Source organism: Vibrio japonicus, assembly GCF_024582835.1.
Classification (GTDB): Bacteria; Pseudomonadota; Gammaproteobacteria; order Enterobacterales; family Vibrionaceae; genus Vibrio; species Vibrio japonicus.
In genome coordinates, this window is the sequence record NZ_CP102096.1 from 192,917 (window position 1) to 215,251 (window position 22,335).

Sequence of the window (22,335 nt, forward strand, 5' to 3'; positions counted from 1 at the left end):
TTTCTAACACTGACATTTAAATAATTATGAGGCCCTACTCGTGACTACCATTGTATCTGTACGTCGTAATAACAAAGTCGTCATCGCTGGTGATGGACAAGTATCTCTAGGTAACACAGTAATGAAGGGCAATGCGCGCAAAGTGCGTCGCCTCTACAATAACAAAGTACTGGCTGGCTTTGCTGGCGGTACAGCGGATGCGTTTACCTTGTTTGAACGCTTCGAAAGCAAACTTCAGATGCACCAAGGTCACCTAACAAAAGCGGCGGTTGAACTGGCAAAAGATTGGCGTAGTGACCGAGCGCTACGAAAACTAGAAGCCCTTTTGGCTGTTGCTGATGAAACGGCATCACTGATTATTACTGGTAACGGTGATGTGGTTCAGCCAGAGAATGATCTCATTGCCATTGGCTCTGGTGGTAACTTTGCTCAGGCAGCGGCAACGGCTCTACTTGAAAATACGGATTTAGATGCGCGTGAAATCGCAGAAAAGTCACTCAAAATCGCTGGTGATATCTGTGTGTTTACCAACCAGTTCCACACTATTGAAGAACTAGAAATCCCAGCGGATAAAATCGCTGAATAAAACCAAAGATAGTGGCTAAATAGATTTAAAGGAAATTGATTATGTCTGAAATGACTCCTCGCGAAATTGTTCACGAACTTAACCGCCATATCATTGGTCAGGAAAACGCGAAACGCTCCGTTGCGATTGCGCTACGTAACCGCTGGCGTCGTATGCAGCTAGAAGAAGGGTTGCGCGCTGAAGTTACACCAAAGAACATTCTGATGATTGGCCCTACTGGTGTCGGTAAAACTGAAATCGCACGCCGATTAGCTAAATTGGCGAACGCACCGTTTATCAAAGTGGAAGCGACCAAATTTACCGAAGTGGGTTATGTTGGTAAGGAAGTGGAAACCATTATTCGCGATCTGACTGATGTCGCGATAAAAATGACTCACCAGCAAGAAATGGAAAAAGTGAAGTTCCGTGCCCAAGAGCAAGCAGAAGAGCGTATTCTGGATGCGCTTCTCCCACCGGCACGTGACGCTTGGGGTCAGAACGAGCAGTCAGCAGAAAGCTCAAATACGCGTCAGGTGTTTCGTAAGAAATTACGTGAAGGCAAGCTAGACGATAAAGAGATCGAAGTGGATGTCGCTGCACCACAAATGGGTGTTGAAATCATGGCTCCTCCTGGTATGGAAGAGATGACTAACCAACTACAAGGCATGTTCCAAAATTTAGCTGGCGACACCAAGAAGAAGCGTAAGCTAAAGATCAAAGATGCGTTTAAAGCGATTACTGAAGAAGAAGCAGCGAAGCTGGTCAATCAAGAAGAGCTAAAAGAGCGTGCTATCTACAACGTAGAAAACAACGGTATCGTATTTATTGATGAGATCGATAAGATCTGTAAGCGTGGTGAAAGCTCTGGTCCAGACGTATCCCGTGAAGGTGTACAGCGTGATCTACTTCCATTGATTGAAGGGAGTACGGTTTCAACGAAGCACGGTATGGTTAAAACAGACCACATCTTATTTGTGGCGTCTGGTGCATTCCAAGTTGCACGACCGTCAGACTTAATTCCAGAGCTTCAAGGCCGTCTACCAATCCGTGTCGAGCTAGAAGCGTTAACTAGTCACGACTTTAAGCGAATCCTAACGGAGCCTAAAGCGTCGCTAACAGAGCAGTACATTGCTTTGATGAAGACAGAAGAAGTGGACATCGAATTTACTGAAGATGGTATCGTGCAAATTGCAGAAGCGGCTTGGACCGTGAACGAAACGACAGAGAACATTGGTGCTCGTCGTCTTCACACTGTGATGGAACGTCTGATGGATGAAATTTCTTTTGAAGCGACAGAAAAACCAGGTGCTAAATTAACGATTGATGCAGCGTATGTGAAGGATCGTCTGGGCGAATTTGTTGAAGATGAAGATTTAAGCCGCTTCATTCTATAACGTCTAAATATACTATTTAAGCCGACCTCTGGGTCGGCTTTTTTATATCCCAAACATATGCATCACTATTTATAATATTTAGGAAATACATCACGCAGATTGCTTAGCGCGTACTTATTTATTGTTCAAATAATCTGTTACATTTCTATTGACTGATAAGTGCTTATAACGGAAGACTTTTTTTGTTCTAAGTATTTTATTCAGCATTAAATGGAGAAAATAACAATGAATAATATTGGCTTAGGACGTGGGTCGAGCGTTGAAAAGAGACGTAAGTTACTGCATCAAGGTTTAAAAGTGGCGGTCTATGGTATTCCGCTGTTGGCGTTGGGATTAACCATCAATAGCTCGGTATTGATGACAGATGCCGGTTATAGCTATGTACACCAGAATAATATTACTGGTGAACTCGATGTATTCACGGAACCAGGTATTCATTTTCGAATGCCATTTTTGTCCAAAATTACGCAATACGACCAAGTCATCACCGTTTCTTTTGGAAACAGCAAAGGGGAAGATTTTTATCAGCGCCTTGACCCAGTGCAGGTGAGATTTGCCGATACGTACATTGGTCAGATTCCGGTTACTTTCCGCTTTAAGTTGAGTAATGATCCTGAAGCCGTTGAAAAAATGCATAAAGAGTTTCGTAATAACAGCAACCTCATCGATGCTCTATTGGTAAAGAACGCGCGTAACGTAACCGTGATTACGGCGACCCAATACACGGGTGAAGAGTTTTTCCAAGGCGGATTGAACCAGTTTAAATCGAAGTTGGGCGATCAACTCCGAGAAGGGATTTACCTCACTGAGCGCCGACAAGTAGAAGTTGAACAGCTCGATCTTGCTCCTGTTGGTGTCGATCAGGCGAATGCCAATCAACTTCAACGCACGAATCAACTTATATGGAAAACGGTTCCTGTCACGGATAAAACAGGCCAGCCAATTCGCCAAGACAACCCTCTACAACAATACGGTATTCAGGTTACGCAGGTCACCATTGGAGACCCACAACCAGAGAAACAACTGGATCAATTGCTAGCGGATAAGAAGCGACTGGTTGCCGATCGTATTCGTGCTATTCAAGAGCAGGAAACGTCAAAAGCTCAAGCCGAGACGGAGCAATTACGCAAAGAAATTCAGCGTACACGCGAAGTTCAAGATGCTCAGCGCCAAAAAGAATTGGCTATTATCTCGCAACAAAAAGACGTGGAAGTGGCACGCCAGATTGCTGAACGTGAAATCGTTGAAGTAGAAAAGACGAAGCGATTAGCGGAAGTAGAAAAAGAGAAAGAGTTGGCGATTGCAGAAGCAAACTTAGCAATTCAAAAGGCTAATGCATTGTCGGCAGAATTCGAAGCAAAAGCGATTTTGGAAAAAGGCCGTGCAGAAGCGGAAGTTCTGAAAGCGAAGTATGCTGCGTTGGGAGCAAACCGCGAAGTCTACTTAGCTGAGTTAAACCGTGAGGTGGCAAATTCGCTCTACAACAACTTACAAAACTTCCAAGTTCAGATGCCACAAAACTATATCGGTGGCAGTGATGAAACCGGTCTAAAAACCAATTTGGATGTGATTACGGGATTTGGTGCGCTGGGTTTGATGGAGCAAACTAAGAAGGTCGCAAAGCAATAAGATCATTGGTGACCAAAAGCTAAAAAAGCAAAAAGATCATGGGTGGTCAAAAAGTCTAAGTGACAAATAAATAATAAAAAAAGCTGGTATCTAACCAGCTTTTTTGTTTTTTTAATCAATAGATTAAAGCATAAAAATAAATATGACCGATAAAGCTGAGATGAGTCCAGCGAAGGCGTAGCATGCGACTTTACCAGCCACACCTGTGTGGAATTTCAAATCGTGCATACCGTGGTGAACACGGTGCATCGCATGCCACATAGGGAGTGCAAGAGTAGCAATGATAAACAGCGCGCCGATAATGCTGGTGGCGAACTCAGACACACGTTCATAGTTCAATGCATCGGCATCAATGATGCCAAGTGGTACGAGCACACCCAACAGCAAAATTGTGACGGGAGTGATCATGGCAAACCAAGTGCCGCCTGCACCAAATAGGCTCCACCATACAGGCTCATCTGAACGTTTTGGCGCTCTATCTACAGAGTAATTCGGTTTCATAGTTAAAGCTCCTTACACCACGATAAGTACAATCAGTGAGATAAACGCGACCGCTGCCCACTGCGTTAAAACGACCACTTTCTTATCGACAGTTTTGCCTTTCAAACGAATAGGCATAACCTGTGGCATCATGCTGAAAAACGTTTGTGCGTGGAATAAACTGCCTGCAAGCGCCACAATATTAATGGCAACCACAAGAGGATTTGCCATGAAATTTAGCCATCCCTGCCATGCATCAGCACCTTTTACCAATGAACCTAAACCGAAGGTAAGGAAAATAGTAAAGAGAATGAGTGGTAGCACCGTTGCTTCACGCAACATATAGAAACGGTAAAAAGGGTGATCTTTCCACCAAGTTCGTTTCATTTCACGAACGTAAGGTTTACGGTTACTCATCCTTATGCCTCCTCTTTTGCTGGTGTGCCATCTGGCTTCAACATAGCGATGACGAAGTCCATTGAAGACTCCACTTTGCCTTGGTTAACTGCGGCAGCCGGATCCACGTTTTTCGGACACACTTCAGAACAGTAGCCGACAAATGTACAACCCCAAGCGCCGTTTTCGCCATTGATCAGCTTCATACGCTCAGCCTTGCCGTTGTCGCGGCTATCTAGGTTATAACGGTGTGCTAATGTGAGTGCAGCGGGGCCAATAAACTCCGGGTTTAGTCCAAATTGAGGACAGGCTGCGTAGCAAAGGCCACAGTTGATACAGCCAGCGAATTGCTTGTACTTCGCCATTTGCTCAGGTGTTTGTAAGTTGGTGCCATCTTCTGGCTTACGGTCGTTACCGATAATGTAAGGTTTGATGGCTTCCAGACGCTCAATGAATGGCGTCATATCAACGATCAGATCTTTCTCGATAGGGAAGTTGGCTAAGGGTTCAATCTTCACGCCCGTTGGGTAGTCGCGTAAGAAGCTTTTACACGCCAGCTTAGGCACACCATTGACCATCACACCACATGATCCACAGATAGCCATTCGACAAGACCAACGATAAGAAAGCTCTTTGTCTAAGTTATCTTTGATGTAACCAATGGCATCGAGTACTGACATTGTTTCATCAAAAGGTACTTCGAACGTTTGTAAGTGTGGTTCTGCATCATGCTCAGGGTCATAACGCAGGATGTCGACTTTTTGAATGCGATTTGCTGACATTATGCTTGCTCCTCTGCGTTGTTCTGTGACGCTTTTTGCGCTTCTTCTGCCGCTGCTTTCTCTGCTGCTTCGCCGTACAGGCGGGCTTTTGGTTGCGACTTAGTGATGGTGACATTGCTGTAGTCGATGCTTGGCGCCGCGTCTGGCTGGTAGAAAGCCAGTGAGTGTTTCAGGAAGTTCACGTCATCGCGTTCGTTGCAGCCCTCATCTAGGCGCTGGTGAGCACCACGAGACTCTTTACGCAAAATCGCTGAATGAACCATGGCCTCTGCCACTTCTAGGCCGTATCCGACTTCGATGGCATACAGAAGATCGGTATTAAACACTTTGCCTTTGTCTTTAATGCTGATTCGTTTGTAGCGCTCTTTTAGCTCTGTTAACTTTTCGATCGTCGCTTGCATCAGGTCTTCTTGACGGTAGATACCACAGCCTGCTTCCATGGAATGACCCATTTCAGTGCGGATATCTGCCCAATTTTCATCACCTTCTTGAGCCATCAGGGATTGAATGCGCGCTTCCACGGCTTTTACTTGCGCCGCAATCGCATCGTCGTTCCAGCCTTTGAACTCAGCGGCACGTTGCACAGCCTGCTCACCTGCAACTCGGCCAAAGACAACAAACTCAGCCAAAGAGTTGGAACCTAAGCGGTTAGCACCATGTAGCCCTACAGACGCACATTCGCCTACTGCGAATAGACCTTTAATGCGAGTTTCGCACTGTTTGTCTGTTTCAATACCGCCCATGGTGTAGTGAACGGTTGGACGGATAGGGATAGGCTCTTTTGCTGGGTCAACGTTCACATACGCTTTGGCCAGTTCACAAATGAACGGAAGACGCTCTTGCAGATACTCTTCTCCCAAATGGCGAAGGTCCAGATGCACGACGTCACCGAGTGGATGTTTGATGGTGTTGCCTTTCTGTTGCTCATGCCAGAAAGCTTGCGAAACTTTGTCACGTGGACCCAGCTCCATATATTTGTTCTTAGGTTCCCCTACTGGCGTTTCAGGGCCCATACCGTAATCTTGTAGGTAACGATAGCCGTTTTTGTTGACGATGATACCGCCTTCACCACGACAACCTTCAGTCATGAGGATGCCAGTACCTGGCAAGCCTGTTGGATGGTATTGCACGAATTCCATATCACGCAGAGGAACGCCATGACGATACGCCATCGCCATGCCATCACCTGTCACAATGCCGCCATTGGTATTACAGTGATAAACTCGACCCGCACCACCAGTTGCAAGTACGACGGACTTCGCCTTGATGGTGATTAGCTCACCTTCAGACATGTGGATCGCGATCAAACCCTGAGCCTCGCCCTCATCCACAAGAAGATCCACTACAAAGTACTCGTCAAAGCGTTTGATGTTTTCGTACTTCATAGAGGTTTGGAATAGGGTATGAAGCATGTGGAAGCCCGTTTTATCCGCAGCAAACCACGTACGTTCAACCTTCATGCCACCGAAACGGCGCACGTTGACTTCGCCATTCTCTTTACGGCTCCAAGGGCAACCCCATTGCTCCATTTGGATCATTTCGCGAGTGGCATTTTCTACGAAGTACTCAACAACATCCTGTTCACACAACCAGTCGCCACCGCCAACTGTGTCGTTGAAGTGGTTATCTAGGCTGTCTTCATCCTTGATAACGGCTGCAGAGCCACCTTCCGCAGCAACCGTATGGGAGCGCATTGGGTAAACTTTTGAAATAAGAGCGATTTCTAGTTCAGGGTTTGCTTCAGCTGCTGCAATAGCCGTTCGAAGACCAGCGCCGCCAGCGCCGATGACTGCGATATCTGTGGTAATTGTTTTCACAGTTATCCTCCAGTGTGAATGTGCGGTCATGCCCGCTTGTTATTGTTAATTCGGGGCATAACTCCCCAAAAGTGGTAGAGCTAGTGTAGAAGAGCCACTTTATAGAAAAGTTGATGTATTTAGGTTTTTGCTTCGGAAATGCATGCAAGAGCATAAAAAATATAGGATGTGTGATAGTTGTCACGGTGGTGCTCTTAATGCACAAAATTGAGCGCAACAGTAAGTGTTACCAAGGTGTTGCCGATCATGGCGGCTCATTTACCCCTTCTATTAATATGGGTAACAATTATTATCTGTAGAACGTTACTGCTGCGCTGGGAGTGTAGAAAACTCCACTTGCAAAGGCAGTAAATAGTGGTAATTTTGCCGGAATTTGAAAGGTCGAGGCACAGAAAAAAGATGAACTGGCAACCCACAGCAACCATTGAACAGCTTAAACAAAGAGCGAATACCGTTCAGGCTATACGTCAGTTTTTTGCCAGTAGGAATGTGCTGGAAGTCGATACGCCTGCCATGAGCCATGCGACGGTAACAGACATCCACCTACATACATTCCAAACCGAATTTGTTGGTCCAGGCTACGCAGATGGTCGCAAGCTGTACTTTATGACCAGTCCAGAGTTTCACATGAAACGTCTTCTTGCGGCAGGCAGTGGTTGTATTTATCAGATCTGTAAGTCGTTCAGAAATGAGGAAAATGGTCGTTACCATAATCCCGAATTCACCATGTTGGAGTGGTATCGAGTCGGCTTTAACCATCATCAACTGATGGAGGAGATGGATGAACTGCTTCAGTTGATACTGGGGTGCGGCCAAGCAGAGCGACTGACTTATCAACAAGCCTTTTTGAATGTACTAGGTGTGTGTCCGCTAGAAGCATCAATGAGTGAGTTAAAAACTGCTGCGGCTTCGCTCGGTTTGAGTGATATTGCCGAGCCAGAAGAAGACCGTGACACGCTATTGCAACTTTTGTTCAGCATCGGTGTGGAAGCAAAGATTGGTCAGGACGCTCCTGCTTTTGTGTATGACTTTCCGGCATCTCAAGCGGCGCTGGCAAAAATTAATGCTCAAGATCCGCGAGTTGCAGATAGATTCGAGGTGTATTTTAAAGGGATAGAATTAGCGAATGGGTTCCATGAACTAGACAACCCAAAAGAGCAACTTAAGCGATTTGAAGAAGACAATGCGAAGCGAGTAGAGATGGGATTACCCACTCAACCAATTGATCATCATCTTATTGCCGCGTTGGAATCAGGATTGCCAGAATGTGCCGGGGTTGCACTTGGGGTTGATCGTTTGATTATGCTTTCGCTGGGTTGTGATCATATTGATCAGGTAACCGCGTTTCCGTTTCCAATAGCCTAAGGAATAGCATGAGGAAATGTGCAACAGATTCTTATTCTGAGTGCTTTTGGCTCGCGTAGCCTCATTATCCTCGTTATACTCCCAACTTGAATTTTAGCCTAGAGCTGCCTTCCACCTAGGGTGTGATAGATAGCTCTATTATCGAAGAGCACAGGACATGCAAGAGTACATCGCATTTTTTCAAGAGAACATGATTCTTTCTCTATTATGGGTAGGTCTATTAATTGCCCTTATCATGAGCATCGTTAAGTCAGCGACAGCGGCATATAAAGAAATTACAGTCACGGAAGTAACAACGTTGCTAAACCGTGAGAATGGTGTGGTGGCTGATATCCGTACTCAAGATGAGTTCCGTAAAGGTCATATTACCGATGCAGTTCACATTTTACCTTCTGATATTAAAGCGGGTAACTTTGGTAGCCTTGAAAGCCGTAAATCTGACCCAATCATTGTAGTATGCAAATCAGGTCAGACAGCTCAAGAGAGCGCGAACCTTCTAGCAAAAGCTGGCTTTGAAAAAGTAAGCTTGCTTAAGAATGGACTGATTGCCTGGAACGAAGCAAATCTACCGCTTGTAAAAGGTAAGAAGTAATAGACTCGCAGATTACTCGAAACGCTGATTGAAAAATCAGCGTTTAACCCAGATTGATGTGAACACTTCCACGAATTTTGGTGGAACCCTAGTCTTAGTTACATCTCTCGGTTAGTCTCGAAACAGACAAATGAATCAAGGACTAAAGGATTTTTAAAATGGCTGAAGCAGCACCACAACAAGAAGCGCAAAACTTCGCAATTCAACGCATCTTCCTAAAAGACGTATCATTCGAAGCACCAAACTCACCTGTTATGTTCCAAAAAGAGTGGAACCCAGATGTGAAACTGGATCTTGATACTCAAAGCCGCGAGCTAGGTGAAGGTGTGTACGAAGTGATTCTTCGTCTTACTGTTACAGTGAAAAACGCAGAAGAAACTGCGTTCCTATGTGAAGTACAACAAGGTGGTATTTTCACTGCTGAGAAGATGGAAGCTGGCCAATTAGCACATTGTCTAGGTGCGTTCTGCCCGAACATTCTATTCCCATACGCTCGTGAAACCATTTCTAGTCTAGTGGTTAAAGGTACGTTCCCACAGCTAAACCTAGCACCAGTGAACTTTGATGCTCTGTTTATGAACTACCTACAGCAACAAGCACAGCAAGGCGAAGGTCAAGCTGAGGCATAATTAGCTTTCTCTGAGTCATCAGAGAGTGAAGAAATGCACAGAGCATCTACTATTACGGTGCGATGTGCATTTTTTGTTTTAAATTCACGTGTAGAACCTAATTCTTACTGTCCTTAAAAAAGGGCGATAAGAACTGGATTCTAGTCAATTACACGACAATCGGGCGAAACAATGACAGATAAACATACCAATAATGCTTACGGAAAACAGATTTCGATGACCGTTCTCGGCGCGGGTTCTTACGGTACTTCGTTGGCGATTTCGTTGGCGCGTAATGGTGCTAATGTTGTGATCTGGGGACACGATCCTAAGCACATGGCACGCCTTGAGAGTGATCGCGCTAATCACGAGTTTCTACCTGGGATAGAGTTTCCGGAATCATTGATCGTTGAGTCTGATCTAGAGAAAGCGGTTCAGGCGAGTCGTGATCTACTCGTTGTCGTTCCAAGTCATGTGTTTGGCATCGTATTGAATAATGTTAAGCCGTTTTTGCGTGATGACTCTCGTATTTGTTGGGCGACGAAAGGTTTAGAGCCTGAAACAGGAAGACTACTAAAAGATGTGGCACATGATGTCTTAGGTGAAGGCTACTCATTGGCTGTACTGTCAGGTCCAACGTTTGCGAAAGAATTAGCGATGGGGATGCCAACCGCTATATCAGTGGCTTCGCCTGACTCGAAATTCGTCGAGGACTTACAAGAAAAAATCCACTGTAGCAAAACTTTCCGTGTGTATGCCAACAGTGACTTTATCGGTATGCAACTTGGTGGCGCGGTGAAAAACGTCATTGCAATTGGTGCAGGGATGTCCGATGGCATCGGCTTTGGGGCCAATGCGCGTACTGCGTTGATTACTCGTGGATTAGCAGAAATGACTCGTCTTGGTGTCGCGCTTGGTGCGCAAACAGAGACCTTTATGGGCATGGCTGGTTTAGGCGATCTCGTACTAACATGTACAGATAACCAATCACGAAATCGTCGCTTTGGTTTAGCTTTAGGCCAAGGGAAAGATGTAGAGACCGCCCAGACTGAAATTGGACAGGTTGTAGAGGGCTATCGTAATACGAAAGAAGTCTGGCTACTGTCTCAGCGTATGGGTGTAGAGATGCCGATTGTTGACCAAATTTATCAAGTGTTGTATCAAGAAAAGGATGCAAGATTAGCAGCAAAAGATCTGCTGGCACGAGATAAAAAAGCGGAAGCTTAACAGCAAACGCGACATCTAGGGATTAGGGATATTGATGAAACATTGCGAGAAACAGAAAGTTTGGCAAGCGATAGTACGAGAAGCTCGTGAGCTGTCAGAGCAAGAGCCAATGCTGGCCAGCTTTTACCATGCGACCATTATTAAACATGATAGCTTAGCCTCTGCGCTGAGTTACATTCTTGCCAACAGACTCAATACTGCGTCTATGCCAGCGATGGCGGTGCGTGAAGTGGTCGAAGAAGCCTTTAAGGCTGATATCACGATTACCGAAGCCGCAGCTTGTGATATCTGTGCAACGGTAAATCGAGATCCTGCCGTTTCTATGTATTCGATGCCTTTGCTGTATCTAAAGGGATACCATGCACTTCAAGGTTATCGTGTCGCAAACTGGCTTTGGGGTCAGGGGCGTATCGCATTAGCAACGTATCTACAGAACCAAATCTCAGTCGCTTGCCAAGTGGATATTCACCCAGCAGCTCGGATTGGTCGTGGCATTATGCTTGACCACGCAACGGGCATCGTTATCGGTGAAACGGCAGTGGTTGAAAATGACGTGTCGATATTGCAGGACGTTACGCTTGGTGGTACGGGTAAAGAGTGCGGTGATCGCCATCCTAAAATTCGCGAAGGTGTCATGATCGGTGCGGGCGCAAAAATACTTGGAAACATCGAGGTTGGAGAAGGCGCGAAAATTGGTTCTTGTTCAGTCGTGCTTCAGCCTGTACCAGCGCATACCACCGTTGCTGGTGTTCCTGCTAAAATTGTTGGCCGACCTCAGACGGATAAACCTTCACTGGATATGGATCAGCAGTTCAACGGGAAATCTCAAACCTTCGTTGGTGGGGATGGTATCTAGTTGATAGGCTAGTTTTGAAAAAAGAGCTAACTTTTCGGTTAGCTCTTTTTTTATGGTGTGACTTATCACTCAGTCATAAAGACAAATAAAACGTCGTTGAATTAACGGCAACTTGTCTTTATCACTTGGATTTATGCCAGTGAATCCAGTTCAGCTAGAACTTCTTCTGCCCAAGTTACCCAAGCCTGACGAACCAGCAAGTTGCGTCTTAACGTGAGTCGCTCAAGGCGTTGCTGCTTATCTAACGTCGTAGGTGTTGGGTAATAAGCGTTTTCAATATCTTGGTAATGCGCGACCAGTCTACGGGACTCTTCAACCAATTCTGCCAGCTGTAATCGGAAAGGTTCTGAAGGTTGAACGGCACATGCCATTAATTTGGCTGAAAACTCATCGCGCACGGTCGGGTGAGCGGTAGGTTGATCAAACCATTCGCCAAGTGCCGTACGTCCAGCGTCAGTAATTGAATAAACTTTACGGTCAGGTTTCCCTTCTTGAGGTTCAAGCACGCAAGTGACTAAATCGTGCTGAGCCATTTTGTTTAGCTCACGATAAACTTGCTGGTGGCTTGCTTTCCAGAAGTAGCCGATAGTTGCGGAAAATTCTTTGGTGATATCGTAACCAGTTGCATCGCGTGTGCTCAGAACGGTTAAAATTACGTGTGGTAATGACATGTCTTCAATCCAAATTGGTCAATAAACTTCAAATAAAACTGCTTAGATACTGTTGTGCTTCTTTGGCACTTATCATCAGTAAAAGAAAGTTTAAGCAGCGCCAACATATGTTGGTCATGTCACCTTAAAAGCCGTTTATCACCTAGGTCGAGACACTGGATAACTCGAAACGCTGTAATGTTGTTTTTGTTAATAATCTTTCAGCGGAGGAGTAGTATATCTAAATAATAAGCATAAAGTAGAATAGACGAGAGAAATACATTTAAAAAATTATAATTATCTAAAAATTATAATTATGTGGATTTAAATTTTGTATTTTGAGTTTAAATGTCTCCTTCATCGGTCGTTGTATCTAGAGTTGTGATGGTTGAAAGAACGCAAGGTTGGTATATATACCAACCTTGCTCATTTGGAAGTCAGCGAGTGGTTAACCAGTGTTACGCATGCCAGCTGCAATACCCGCAATGGTGACCATTAATGCTTCTTCAAGCTCGTTTGAGGTCTCTTCCGTTTGACGCGTACGGTAAAGAAGCTCCGCTTGTAACATATTCAACGGCTCGACATAGATATTACGCAGACGAATAGATTCTTGTCCCCAAGGGTCGCTTTGCATCAGGTTCTCGTTATTCTCTACGTTCAGTACCGCTTTGATATCTTTCTGTAGTTGCTCGCGAAGACGATCGCCCAGTGGTAGCAACTCAGGATCAGCGAGTCGCTCATCATAGTATCGAGAAATGTCGATATTACACTTGCTGTAAACCATTTCTAGCATACCAAGACGAGTGGAGAAGAATGGCCACTCGCGGCACATCTCTTCTAGTAGAGCCTGATGCCCTTTATCGACAGAATATTGAATTGCCTCACCAGCTCCTAACCAAGCAGGAAGAACTAAACGGTTTTGGCTCCATGAGAAAATCCAAGGAATAGCACGTAAGCTCTCAACGCCACCTTTCGGGTTACGTTTGGCTGGGCGAGAGCCAAGAGGTAGTTTTCCAAGCTCTAGCTCAGGTGTTGCTTGGCGGAAGTAAGGAACGAAATCAGGTTCACCACGCACTACCTTGCGGTAAGCTTCGCAACTTACTTCAGATAATACATTCATCAGATCGCGCCATTCCTGCTTTGGCTCTGGTGGTGGCAGTAGATTCGCTTCAAGGATCGCGCTCGAGTACAAGTTAAAGCTATTCACAGCAACTTCAGGTAAACCAAGCTTAAAGCGGATCATTTCGCCTTGCTCTGTGACTCGTAGACCGCCTTTTAGGCTCTTAGGTGGCTGAGAAAGTAATGCTGCGTGCGCTGGAGCACCACCTCGACCTATGGTACCGCCACGGCCATGGAATAGCGTAAGTTCAATGCCTGCTTCTTCAGCCACATTCACCAGAGATTCCATCGCGTGGTATTGGGCCCAACCCGCAGACATCACACCTGCATCTTTGGCGGAATCTGAATAACCAATCATGACCATTTGGTGATTTTGGATAAAGCCTCGGTAAAGATCGATGCTCATCAGTTGCTTAATCACAGACTCCGCATTGTTTAAGTCATCCAATGTTTCAAACAGTGGACATACATCCATGCGGTATGGACAGCCTGATTCTTGGAGCAGTAGATGGACGGCCAGAACGTCAGAGGCGGTTCTCGCCATCGAAATAACGTAGGCACCGAATGCTTCACGCGGTTGAAGAGCGACAATCTTACAGGTGTCCAAAACCTCTTTGACTGGCTCTGATGGTTCCCAATCACGCGGAAGAAGAGGGCGTTTTGACGCCAATTCGTTAGTCAAAAAGGCAATCTTATCTTGTTCGCTCCATTGGTCGTAGTCACCAATGCCAAGGTAGCGAGTTAGCTCTGACAGTACGTCTGAGTGGCGTGTGCTTTCTTGTCGGATATCGAGGCGGACAAGGTGTACACCAAACGCTTTGATTCGGCGTAGAGTATCGAGCAGAGAACCATCGGCGATAATACCCATGCCACACTCATGCAGCGATTGATAACAGGCATAAAGGGGTTCCCAAAGCTGCTCTACGCGCTGTAGAGGAGCTTTAACAGCAAGCTTTTGGCCGTTAATTTTCGCGTCGAGAATCTCTTTTGTTTCGTTTAAGAGTGAGCGAAGCCCTTTCAAGATTGCACGGTAAGGTTCGTGTTCGTCATTACCCGCTAGTGCACGAACTGCATCGTTACAGCGAGTCATAGACAATTCGCTGATCAGTTCGTTCACGTCATTGAGGTAAAGATCGGCCGCTTTCCAGCGTGATAGCAGCATCACTTCACGCGTGACGGTATGAGTCACAAACGGGTTACCATCACGGTCACCGCCCATCCATGATGAGAAATGAACAGGTCGAGCATCAATTGGCAAGCCTTCACCGAGATAGTCCTTTAGGCGTACATCCATTTCACGCAGGAAGTCTGGCACGGCTTCCCACAGAGAGTTTTCCACAACCGCGAAACCCCATTTGGCTTCATCCAGAGGAGTAGGGCGCTGCTTACGGATAGTATCTGAGTGCCAACTTTGGGCGATAAGTTGTTCTAAGCGACGCTCTGTTTTTTGACGCTCTTTTACCGATAAGTCGCTAAGCTCAAGTTTTGAAAGGCACTCGTTGATTTTGACCAGTTTATTGATCATCGTGCGACGGGTAATTTCTGTCGGGTGAGCGGTAAGAACAAGTTCAATATTTAGATCACGAACGGCTTGTGCGGTATCCAATTTGCTGACTTTGTTTTCGCTAAGTTTTGAAAACAGAGAGTTGATGGAATCTGGCTCACAAACGTGGGCATCACAGTGGCGAGAAATCGTGTGATATTGCTCTGCCATGTTGGTCAGGTTTAGAAATTGGTTGAAAGCATGAGCGACAGGGGTGAGTTGCTCATTAGGCAGGTTTTTAATTTCTTCGATTAAGCTCTCTCGGTCATCCTTATTCCCAGCTAGGGCGGATTTGGAAAGCTTACGAATTGTTTCTACTTTCTCTAGAAGTTCCTCTCCATGTGCATCCTTGATGGTGTTACCGAGCAAATGTCCAAGCATGCTCACATTACTTCTGAGTGCAGAGTATTTCTCATTCATTGTCGTCCTGCCTTGTAAAAAAATTACATCCAATGTTCTTTTGTCAGGTTCCCAATCTAGCGAAAAATGTCGCTTCGAGTCAATTATCGTATGCAAAGTTTGCAGATATAGTTCAATTCGAACGGATTTATAGAGTTCAGTACATAGATGGGTTGTATTGAAAATTTATTACAAAATCAGACTGATTGCAGCGTACAAAGCACGACTAGGGACAAATCGTTGTCCCTAGTCTCAGAAGTTTAAAAGCAGTACTTATACATGGCTTTGGAGAGAATATTAACCGTTGGGTCAATGAACTCAAAAGCTAAGAATTCGTCAGGTTGATGTGCTTGATCGATGGAGCCCGGCCCAAGCACAAGTGTAGGACAAAGTTCTTGAAGGAATGGCGCTTCCGTACAGTAATTGACCGTTTGAGAGTCCGTGCCGCATATCTCTTCAACACCACCGATAAAAGGATGATCATGTTGGCATTCATACCCTGGAATGGGTTCATGAAGCGGAGTGACTTCGATGCGTCCTGGCCATTTTGCCTCTACTTCTTTTAGTGCTCCCCTCAACAAGTTGTCGAGTCCGTCTAAACTAATGCCAGGAAGTGGGCGGACATCGTAATGAAGTTCGCAGCAACCACAGATTCTATTTGCGCTATCGCCGCCATGAATATGCCCCAGGTTCATGGTTGGGTTTGGGATGGCGAACCCAGGGTGATGGTACTCTTTTATCAGCTTGTCTCTTAACTGCATTAACGCAAATAACACTTCATACATAATTTCGATGGCATTAACGCCTAATGCCGGGTCCGACGAGTGCCCCGATTTCCCTGTAATTCTAATGGCATTACCAATGTGACCTTTGTGGCCGCGAATCGGCACCAAACTTGTCGGTTCACCAATGATGCAGTAGTCGGGTTTAAAAGGTGCATTTTCAGTAAAGTGGCGCGCACCCAACATTGTGGTTTCTTCGTCACACGTTGCCAAAACATAGAGTGGTTTCGTTTGCTTACTCCAGTCCACCTTTTTCACCGCTTCAATGATAAAAGCGAAAAAGCCTTTCATATCGGCGGTTCCCAAACCATAAAAGCGATTATTGGCTTCGGTTAGGGCGTGCGGGTTGAAGCTCCAACGGCCTTCATCAAATGGCACGGTATCGCTATGTCCTGAAAGCAATAAGCCACCTTCACCGCTTCCTTTCTTCGCGATTAGGTTTTGTTTGCCTGGTGCTACGTCTTGTATCTCGACATCAAACCCAACATCTTTTAACCACCCAGCCAGCTTTTCAATGACTTGAGCATTACCTTCATCCCAACTTGGATCAGTAGAGCTAATAGACGAGGTGGAAATTAGGCCTCTATAGACCTCTTTGAAACTAGGCAATTGCATATTTAGTTTACGTTCCCTGTTGACATAAATTCATTAAGAAGGTAAAACACATAATAAATCAGTTTTAATGAATAAAAAACCGTTAAATCTGTATTTTGGTAAATTTGTAGTCACTATGAAGGTGGCTAGTTTCAACGAAAAACGGATGTCTGAAATGCTGAAAACCACCATCATTGGCGCGAGTGGATACACAGGAGCAGAATTGGCTCTTATGGTTCACAAGCACCCTGAACTTACGCTAACAGGTTTGTATGTGTCCGCCAATAGCGTGGATGCAGGAAAAAGCATTTCCGAGTTGCACCGTAAGCTGGCAGGGATTGTTGATGCTCCGGTTCAGCCCTTAACAGATGTCGACAATGTCGCGAAGAATTGTGATGTTGTCTTTTTGGCAACGGCACATGAGGTCAGTCACGACCTCGCTCAGCAGTTTTTAGCTCAAGATTGTCAGGTTTTTGATCTGTCAGGTGCGTTTCGTGTAAAGCAAGACGGTTTCTATCCAAAATACTACGGTTTTGAACATAAACATGAAGTTCTACTGGATAACTCTGTATATGGATTAGCGGAGTGGAATTCAGAAGCAATTAAACAAAGTCAGTTGATTGCAGTACCAGGTTGTTACCCGACCGCATCTCAGTTAGCGATTAAGCCGCTATTGACGAGTGGCTTGGTTGATACAGCGCAATGGCCAGTCATCAACGCAACCAGCGGGGTTTCAGGTGCAGGCAGAAAAGCAACGCTGAACAACAGCTTTTGCGAAGTAAGTTTAAAACCTTACGGCGTGTTCAATCACCGTCATCAGCCGGAAATTGCGAGCCATTTAGGCTGTGATGTCATCTTCACACCGCATTTAGGCAATTTCAAAAGAGGCATTTTGGCGACCATCACGATGAAACTGGCCCAAAATGTCACAGAGAAACAAGTACAAGAAGCGTTTGAATCAGCATATCAGGGTAAACCTGCGGTACGTTTACTAGCGGATGAATTACCAAGCATTCAAAACGTTGAAAATACCCCTTTCTGCGACATTGGCTGGAAGGTACAAGGCGAGCACATCATCGTAGTGTCCGCGATTGACAACTTATTAAAAGGTGCATCGAGTCAAGCGATGCAGTGTTTAAACATCCACTTCGGATTTCCAGAACTAACTGCCCTTATTTAAGTAAGTAGGCAAAGGAAAAAGTGATGACAGATAACAATCAAACTCCATTAGTGATCAAATTAGGCGGTGCTGCACTGTCGTGTACTGAGACTCTAAGTAAAGTATTTGGCGCAATTGCTGATTACCAAGCACAGGCTCAGCGACGAATTGTGATCGTCCACGGGGGAGGTTATCTGGTGGACGATCTCATGACGCAACTTCAACTGAAAACAGTGAAGAAAGATGGGCTACGCGTAACACCTTACGACCAAATTGGTGTCATCGCAGGTGCGCTTGCTGGAACAGCGAACAAAATGCTGCAAGGCCAAGCGATCAAAGATGGTTTGAATGCGGTGGGATTGAGCCTAGCTGACGGTGGTTTATGCCAAGTGTCGGAACTTGATCCAGAGCTAGGAGCTGTGGGTAAAGCGTCACCAGGCAAGTCAGATGTTGTACAGGCAATTTTGTCAGTGGGGGCTTTACCGATCATCAGCTCAATTGGCCTTACGGCTGACGGGCAAATGATGAATGTGAACGCAGACCAAGCTGCTGTGGCTGTTGCGGGAGCGTTAGATGCAGAGTTAGTTCTGCTTTCGGATGTCAGCGGCGTGCTGGACGGTAAAGGGCATTTGATTAAGAGACTGAATCAGCAAGAAGCTGAGGCTCTAATTAAAGGTCACGTCATCACCGATGGGATGATCGTCAAAGTCAATGCAGCTTTGGAAGCGGCGAACGATTTAGGCCGCCCAATCGAAGTGGCAACATGGCGTTATCCAGAAAAGCTGACTGAGCTATTCGCTGGACAAAGTATTGGAACACAATTCTTACCGCAATAGGCGTTAAGAAAATAAAACAAATAGGATGTACCCATAGCACTGACCGCCATGCGCAGCGCTGGGATTTTTGGAGAAAAGAAAATGAGCAAAGCAAAAGTAAATAAAGTAGTTGTCGCGTACTCTGGCGGTCTGGATACTTCAGTCATCATTCCATGGTTAAAAGAAAATTATGACTGTGAAGTTATCGCGTTTGTTGCAGATGTTGGTCAGGGTGATGAAGAACTGATTGGCATTGAAGATAAAGCCAAAGCGTCAGGCGCATCAGAGTGTTATGTTGTCGACCTTAAAGAAGAAATGGTGGCAGATTATATTTACCCAACACTAAAAACGGGTGCGTACTACGAAGGTAAATACCTACTAGGTACGTCTATGGCGCGTCCAATCATCGCTAAGGCGCAAGTAGAAGTAGCACGTAAAGTTGGCGCAGATGCGTTGTGCCACGGTTGTACAGGTAAAGGTAACGACCAAGTGCGTTTTGAAGGTGCGTTTGCCGCATTAGCACCAGACCTACACGTGATTGCGCCGTGGCGTGAGTGGGATCTTGTCAGTCGTGAAGAGTGTCTGGATTACCTAGCTGAGCGAAACATTCCTTGTAGTGCATCACTGACAAAAATCTACTCGCGTGACGCAAACGCATGGCACATTTCAACAGAAGGTGGCGTGCTAGAAGATACATGGAATGCGCCAAACGAAGATTGCTGGGTTTGGACTGTTGACCCAGAGCAAGCACCGAATGAAGCAGAATATGTCACACTCCAAGTTGAGAAAGGTGAAGTCGTCGCTGTTAATGGTGAAAAGATGACGCCATACAACGTATTGGTTAACCTAAACGAGATAGGTGCAAAACACGGTGTTGGTCGTATTGATATCGTGGAAAACCGTCTAGTGGGTATGAAGTCTCGTGGATGTTACGAAACTCCGGGAGGCACGATTATTATGGAAGCGCTGCGTGCGGTTGAACAACTTGTGCTAGATAAAGCGTCTTTTGAATTCCGTGAAGAGTTGGGCGTAAAAGCCTCTCACCTTGTTTATGATGGTCGCTGGTTTACGCCTCTATGTAGTTCAATTCTTGCGGCTACAGAAGAGCTGGCGAAAGACGTGAACGGTGAAGTGGTTGTGAAGCTTTACAAAGGTCAGGCTACGGTGACTCAAAAACGTTCTGAAAACAGCTTGTACTGTGAACAGTTTGCAACCTTTGGGGAAGATGAAGTTTACGACCAAAGTCACGCAGAAGGCTTTATCCGTCTTTACTCTCTGGCTAGCCGTATCCGCGCGTTAAACAGTCAAAAGAAGTAACGCTCAGTCACTGCTGATTTCTTCCTAGTAATCAAAGCCCACCTATTTTCAGGTGGGCTTTGATGTATTTAGCGTACAGAAAATGCAACAGTGCGACCATGAATAAATATGTAAAAATAATGAATTAATACTTTATTTTTGTTTGGAATTACCGTAACTTTGAACCATCAAAAAAATACTGAATTCGATTCAGAGATTGTATAGTCAAAATCGCTGTTATTAACAACAGTGAACACTGGTAATCAGGAGAAACGCGATGGCATTATGGGGCGGAAGATTTACCCAAGCAGCAGACACTAGATTCAAAGAGTTCAACGATTCATTGCGCTTCGATTACCGATTGGCTGAGCAAGATATTGTTGGTTCAATTGCATGGTCTAAGGCACTGCAGTCTGTTGATGTGTTAAGTGAAGAAGAGCAGCAAAAACTTGAGTTAGCTTTGAATGAGCTGAAACTCGAAGTGATGGAAGACCCACACCAAATCCTACATTCTGACGCGGAAGATATTCATTCATGGGTAGAGCAGCAGTTGATCAGCAAAGTTGGGGATTTAGGCAAAAAGCTTCACACTGGCCGTTCACGTAACGATCAAGTCGCAACAGACTTAAAACTTTGGTGTCGCCAGCAAGGTCAACAATTATTGATGGCGCTCGACCGTCTGCAATCCCAGATGGTGTTTGTTGCTAAAGCACATCAAGAAACGGTATTACCAGGGTATACACACCTACAACGTGCTCAGCCAGTGACATTTGCTCATTGGTGTTTAGCTTACGTTGAAATGTTTGAGCGTGATTACTCTCGCTTGCACGACGCAATCGAGCGTTTAGATACGTGTCCTCTAGGTTCTGGTGCATTGGCGGGTACGGCTTATCCTATCGATCGTGAGACGTTAGCGCATAACTTAGGCTTCCGTCGTGCCACGCGTAACTCTTTGGATTCTGTCTCTGACCGCGACCATGTGATGGAGCTGATGTCGGTGGCGTCTATCTCGATGATTCACCTTTCGCGTCTTGCAGAAGATATGATTTTCTACAACTCTGGCGAATCTAACTTCATCGAATTGGCCGATACGGTCACATCGGGTTCATCGCTGATGCCACAGAAGAAAAACCCAGATGCCCTAGAGTTGATCCGTGGTAAAACGGGCCGAGTCTATGGCGCTCTATCAAGCATGATGATGACCGTCAAAGCCCTTCCTCTTGCTTACAATAAAGATATGCAGGAAGACAAAGAAGGCTTGTTTGATGCGCTAGATACATGGAACGACTGCATGGAAATGGCAGCACTCTGTTTTGATGGCATTAAAGTGAACGGTGAACGTACGCTCGAAGCGGCGAAGCAAGGTTATGCGAATGCCACAGAACTTGCAGACTATTTGGTTGCGAAAGGGATTCCATTCCGTGAAGCGCACCATATTGTTGGGGTTGCTGTTGTCGGCGCTATCGCTAAAGGTTGTGCTTTGGAAGAGTTGTCCATTGCTGAGCTAAAAGAGTTTTCTGACGTTATTGAATCAGATGTCTACGATATTCTAACGATTGAATCGTGCCTGGAAAAACGTAGTGCTTTGGGAGGCGTGTCACCGAAGCAAGTGGCTCATGCGGTAGAGCAAGCTGAATCGCGCTTAATGAAACGTGATACATCAGCGGTCAAGGTTCGCCCCGCTCGCTTAACGGATATCGAAGCGTTAGAAGGCATGGTCGCTTACTGGGCCAACTTGGGTGAGAATTTACCGCGCTCCAGAAATGAATTAGTGCGAGATATTGGCTCGTTTGCAGTAGCAGAGCACCACGGAGAAGTCACAGGCTGTGCATCGCTCTATGTTTATGATTCTGGCTTAGCTGAAATTCGTTCTCTGGGTGTAGAGGCCGGGTGGCAGCACCAAGGGCAAGGAACGGCTATTGTTCAGTATTTGGTGAATAAAGCTCGTCAGATGGCGATTAAGAAAGTGTTTGTTTTAACTCGCAATCCAGAGTTTTTTATGAAGCAAAGTTTCTTGCCGACGTCGAAGTCTCTACTCCCTGAAAAGGTTTTAAAAGACTGTGAACAGTGTCCGCGTCAGCATGCATGTGATGAGGTCGCACTGGAAGTGAACTTGGTAGAGAAAGCGATTGTGAGAACAAACGTAGCGTAACTTGTTGAGTTGGAAGGGGCTAAAAAAAGATCAAAAAAGATCGTATATTTTTTGGAACCTTCATGAAAAAGCAGAGTCTATAAATATACCACTGCTTTTTCTTAGACAAATCTAA

At 45.5% G+C, this 22,335-nt stretch carries 19 protein-coding genes; 12 read left to right on the forward strand and 7 right to left on the reverse strand.

All coding sequences use genetic code 11. The features are described from left to right. The first annotated feature begins 40 nt into the window (after positions 1-40). The 3 genes from hslV (at position 41) to NP165_RS00950 (ending at position 3,588) form a co-directional block, all read left to right on the forward strand. Complete coding sequence (hslV, locus tag NP165_RS00940) at positions 41-586, forward strand: ATP-dependent protease subunit HslV (protein WP_257084504.1); 546 nt, start codon at positions 41-43, stop codon at positions 584-586. 41 nt (positions 587-627) lie between these two features. Further along, complete coding sequence (hslU, locus tag NP165_RS00945; protein WP_257084505.1) at positions 628-1,959, forward strand: ATP-dependent protease ATPase subunit HslU; 1,332 nt, start codon at positions 628-630, stop codon at positions 1,957-1,959. A 225-nt stretch (positions 1,960-2,184) separates the two neighbouring features. Beyond that, positions 2,185-3,588, forward strand: a complete 1,404-nt coding sequence (locus tag NP165_RS00950; protein WP_257084506.1) for an SPFH domain-containing protein — start codon at positions 2,185-2,187, stop codon at positions 3,586-3,588. A gap of 123 nt (positions 3,589-3,711) precedes the next feature. Here the strand turns inward: NP165_RS00950 and frdD are convergent, their stop codons facing one another. From frdD to frdA, 4 genes are read right to left on the reverse strand one after another with little or no spacing between them, the layout of a single operon-like run. Further along, entirely contained in the window at positions 3,712-4,089 is a 378-nt protein-coding gene (frdD, locus tag NP165_RS00955) for a fumarate reductase subunit FrdD (protein WP_257084507.1), read from the reverse strand. Between the two features lie 12 nt (positions 4,090-4,101). Beyond that, positions 4,102-4,485 carry a fumarate reductase subunit FrdC gene (gene frdC / locus NP165_RS00960; protein ID WP_257084508.1) on the reverse strand — a complete coding sequence of 128 codons (384 nt, stop codon included), beginning with the start codon at positions 4,483-4,485 and terminating at the stop codon, positions 4,102-4,104. A 2-nt stretch (positions 4,486-4,487) separates the two neighbouring features. Beyond that, positions 4,488-5,246 (reverse strand): succinate dehydrogenase/fumarate reductase iron-sulfur subunit, encoded by a 759-nt coding sequence (locus NP165_RS00965; protein ID WP_257084509.1) that lies wholly within the window; start codon positions 5,244-5,246, stop codon positions 4,488-4,490. Next, entirely contained in the window at positions 5,246-7,063 is a 1,818-nt protein-coding gene (gene frdA, locus NP165_RS00970) for a fumarate reductase (quinol) flavoprotein subunit (RefSeq protein ID WP_257084510.1), read from the reverse strand. Before frdA ends, NP165_RS00965 begins: the two co-directional genes overlap by 1 nt. Positions 7,064-7,462: 399 nt before the next feature. Between frdA and epmA the strand changes: the two genes are divergently transcribed. The 5 genes from epmA (at position 7,463) to cysE (ending at position 11,711) form a co-directional block, all read left to right on the forward strand. After that, on the forward strand, positions 7,463-8,428 hold the full coding sequence (epmA, locus tag NP165_RS00975) for an elongation factor P--(R)-beta-lysine ligase (RefSeq protein WP_257084511.1): 966 nt from the start codon (positions 7,463-7,465) through the stop codon (positions 8,426-8,428). Between the two features lie 157 nt (positions 8,429-8,585). Then, on the forward strand, positions 8,586-9,020 hold the full coding sequence (locus NP165_RS00980; RefSeq protein WP_257084512.1) for a rhodanese-like domain-containing protein: 435 nt from the start codon (positions 8,586-8,588) through the stop codon (positions 9,018-9,020). Between the two features lie 158 nt (positions 9,021-9,178). Beyond that, positions 9,179-9,649, forward strand: a complete 471-nt coding sequence (secB, locus tag NP165_RS00985; protein WP_257084513.1) for a protein-export chaperone SecB — start codon at positions 9,179-9,181, stop codon at positions 9,647-9,649. Between the two features lie 171 nt (positions 9,650-9,820). Then, positions 9,821-10,855 (forward strand): NAD(P)H-dependent glycerol-3-phosphate dehydrogenase, encoded by a 1,035-nt coding sequence (gene gpsA / locus NP165_RS00990; RefSeq protein WP_257084514.1) that lies wholly within the window; start codon positions 9,821-9,823, stop codon positions 10,853-10,855. 34 nt (positions 10,856-10,889) lie between these two features. Then, entirely contained in the window at positions 10,890-11,711 is an 822-nt protein-coding gene (gene cysE / locus NP165_RS00995) for a serine O-acetyltransferase (protein WP_257084515.1), read from the forward strand. A 131-nt stretch (positions 11,712-11,842) separates the two neighbouring features. On the opposite strand, the gene NP165_RS01000 is transcribed toward cysE, so the two are convergent. The 3 genes from NP165_RS01000 to argE all read right to left on the reverse strand — a co-directional run bounded on the left by NP165_RS01000 (position 11,843) and on the right by argE (position 16,819). Then, on the reverse strand, positions 11,843-12,382 hold the full coding sequence (locus tag NP165_RS01000; RefSeq protein ID WP_257084516.1) for a PadR family transcriptional regulator: 540 nt from the start codon (positions 12,380-12,382) through the stop codon (positions 11,843-11,845). A gap of 427 nt (positions 12,383-12,809) precedes the next feature. Then, positions 12,810-15,443, reverse strand: a complete 2,634-nt coding sequence (gene ppc, locus NP165_RS01005; RefSeq protein ID WP_257084517.1) for a phosphoenolpyruvate carboxylase — start codon at positions 15,441-15,443, stop codon at positions 12,810-12,812. A gap of 239 nt (positions 15,444-15,682) precedes the next feature. Next, entirely contained in the window at positions 15,683-16,819 is a 1,137-nt protein-coding gene (gene argE / locus NP165_RS01010; RefSeq protein ID WP_257084518.1) for an acetylornithine deacetylase, read from the reverse strand. A gap of 154 nt (positions 16,820-16,973) precedes the next feature. On the opposite strand from argE, the gene argC reads away from it, so the two are divergent. The 4 genes from argC (at position 16,974) to argH (ending at position 22,220) form a co-directional block, all read left to right on the forward strand. Then, complete coding sequence (argC, locus tag NP165_RS01015) at positions 16,974-17,978, forward strand: N-acetyl-gamma-glutamyl-phosphate reductase (RefSeq protein WP_257085526.1); 1,005 nt, start codon at positions 16,974-16,976, stop codon at positions 17,976-17,978. Positions 17,979-18,001: 23 nt separating this feature from the next. Then, on the forward strand, positions 18,002-18,793 hold the full coding sequence (gene argB, locus NP165_RS01020) for an acetylglutamate kinase (RefSeq protein ID WP_257084519.1): 792 nt from the start codon (positions 18,002-18,004) through the stop codon (positions 18,791-18,793). 81 nt (positions 18,794-18,874) lie between these two features. Next, positions 18,875-20,089, forward strand: coding sequence for an argininosuccinate synthase (locus NP165_RS01025; RefSeq protein WP_257084520.1), 1,215 nt, complete (start codon positions 18,875-18,877; stop codon positions 20,087-20,089). 256 nt (positions 20,090-20,345) lie between these two features. Beyond that, on the forward strand, positions 20,346-22,220 hold the full coding sequence (gene argH / locus NP165_RS01030) for an argininosuccinate lyase (RefSeq protein ID WP_257084521.1): 1,875 nt from the start codon (positions 20,346-20,348) through the stop codon (positions 22,218-22,220). Positions 22,221-22,335 lie beyond the last annotated feature (115 nt).

Bases quoted from the DNA above. Each gene is read 5' to 3' on its own strand.
- epmA (WP_257084511.1), top strand. From the start codon at position 7,463: ATGAACTGGCAACCCACAGCAACCATTGAACAGCTTAAACAAAGAGCG.
- argH (WP_257084521.1), top strand. From the start codon at position 20,346: ATGGCATTATGGGGCGGAAGATTTACCCAAGCAGCAGACACTAGATTC.
- argC (WP_257085526.1), top strand. From the start codon at position 16,974: ATGCTGAAAACCACCATCATTGGCGCGAGTGGATACACAGGAGCAGAA.
- argE (WP_257084518.1), bottom strand. From the start codon at position 16,819: ATGCAATTGCCTAGTTTCAAAGAGGTCTATAGAGGCCTAATTTCCACC.
- cysE (WP_257084515.1), top strand. From the start codon at position 10,890: ATGAAACATTGCGAGAAACAGAAAGTTTGGCAAGCGATAGTACGAGAA.
- gpsA (WP_257084514.1), top strand. From the start codon at position 9,821: ATGACAGATAAACATACCAATAATGCTTACGGAAAACAGATTTCGATG.
- NP165_RS00965 (WP_257084509.1), bottom strand. From the start codon at position 5,246: ATGTCAGCAAATCGCATTCAAAAAGTCGACATCCTGCGTTATGACCCT.
- NP165_RS00950 (WP_257084506.1), top strand. From the start codon at position 2,185: ATGAATAATATTGGCTTAGGACGTGGGTCGAGCGTTGAAAAGAGACGT.
- hslU (WP_257084505.1), top strand. From the start codon at position 628: ATGTCTGAAATGACTCCTCGCGAAATTGTTCACGAACTTAACCGCCAT.
- ppc (WP_257084517.1), bottom strand. From the start codon at position 15,443: ATGAATGAGAAATACTCTGCACTCAGAAGTAATGTGAGCATGCTTGGA.
- NP165_RS01025 (WP_257084520.1), top strand. From the start codon at position 18,875: ATGAGCAAAGCAAAAGTAAATAAAGTAGTTGTCGCGTACTCTGGCGGT.
- frdD (WP_257084507.1), bottom strand. From the start codon at position 4,089: ATGAAACCGAATTACTCTGTAGATAGAGCGCCAAAACGTTCAGATGAG.
- argB (WP_257084519.1), top strand. From the start codon at position 18,002: ATGACAGATAACAATCAAACTCCATTAGTGATCAAATTAGGCGGTGCT.
- secB (WP_257084513.1), top strand. From the start codon at position 9,179: ATGGCTGAAGCAGCACCACAACAAGAAGCGCAAAACTTCGCAATTCAA.
- NP165_RS00980 (WP_257084512.1), top strand. From the start codon at position 8,586: ATGCAAGAGTACATCGCATTTTTTCAAGAGAACATGATTCTTTCTCTA.
- NP165_RS01000 (WP_257084516.1), bottom strand. From the start codon at position 12,382: ATGTCATTACCACACGTAATTTTAACCGTTCTGAGCACACGCGATGCA.
- frdC (WP_257084508.1), bottom strand. From the start codon at position 4,485: ATGAGTAACCGTAAACCTTACGTTCGTGAAATGAAACGAACTTGGTGG.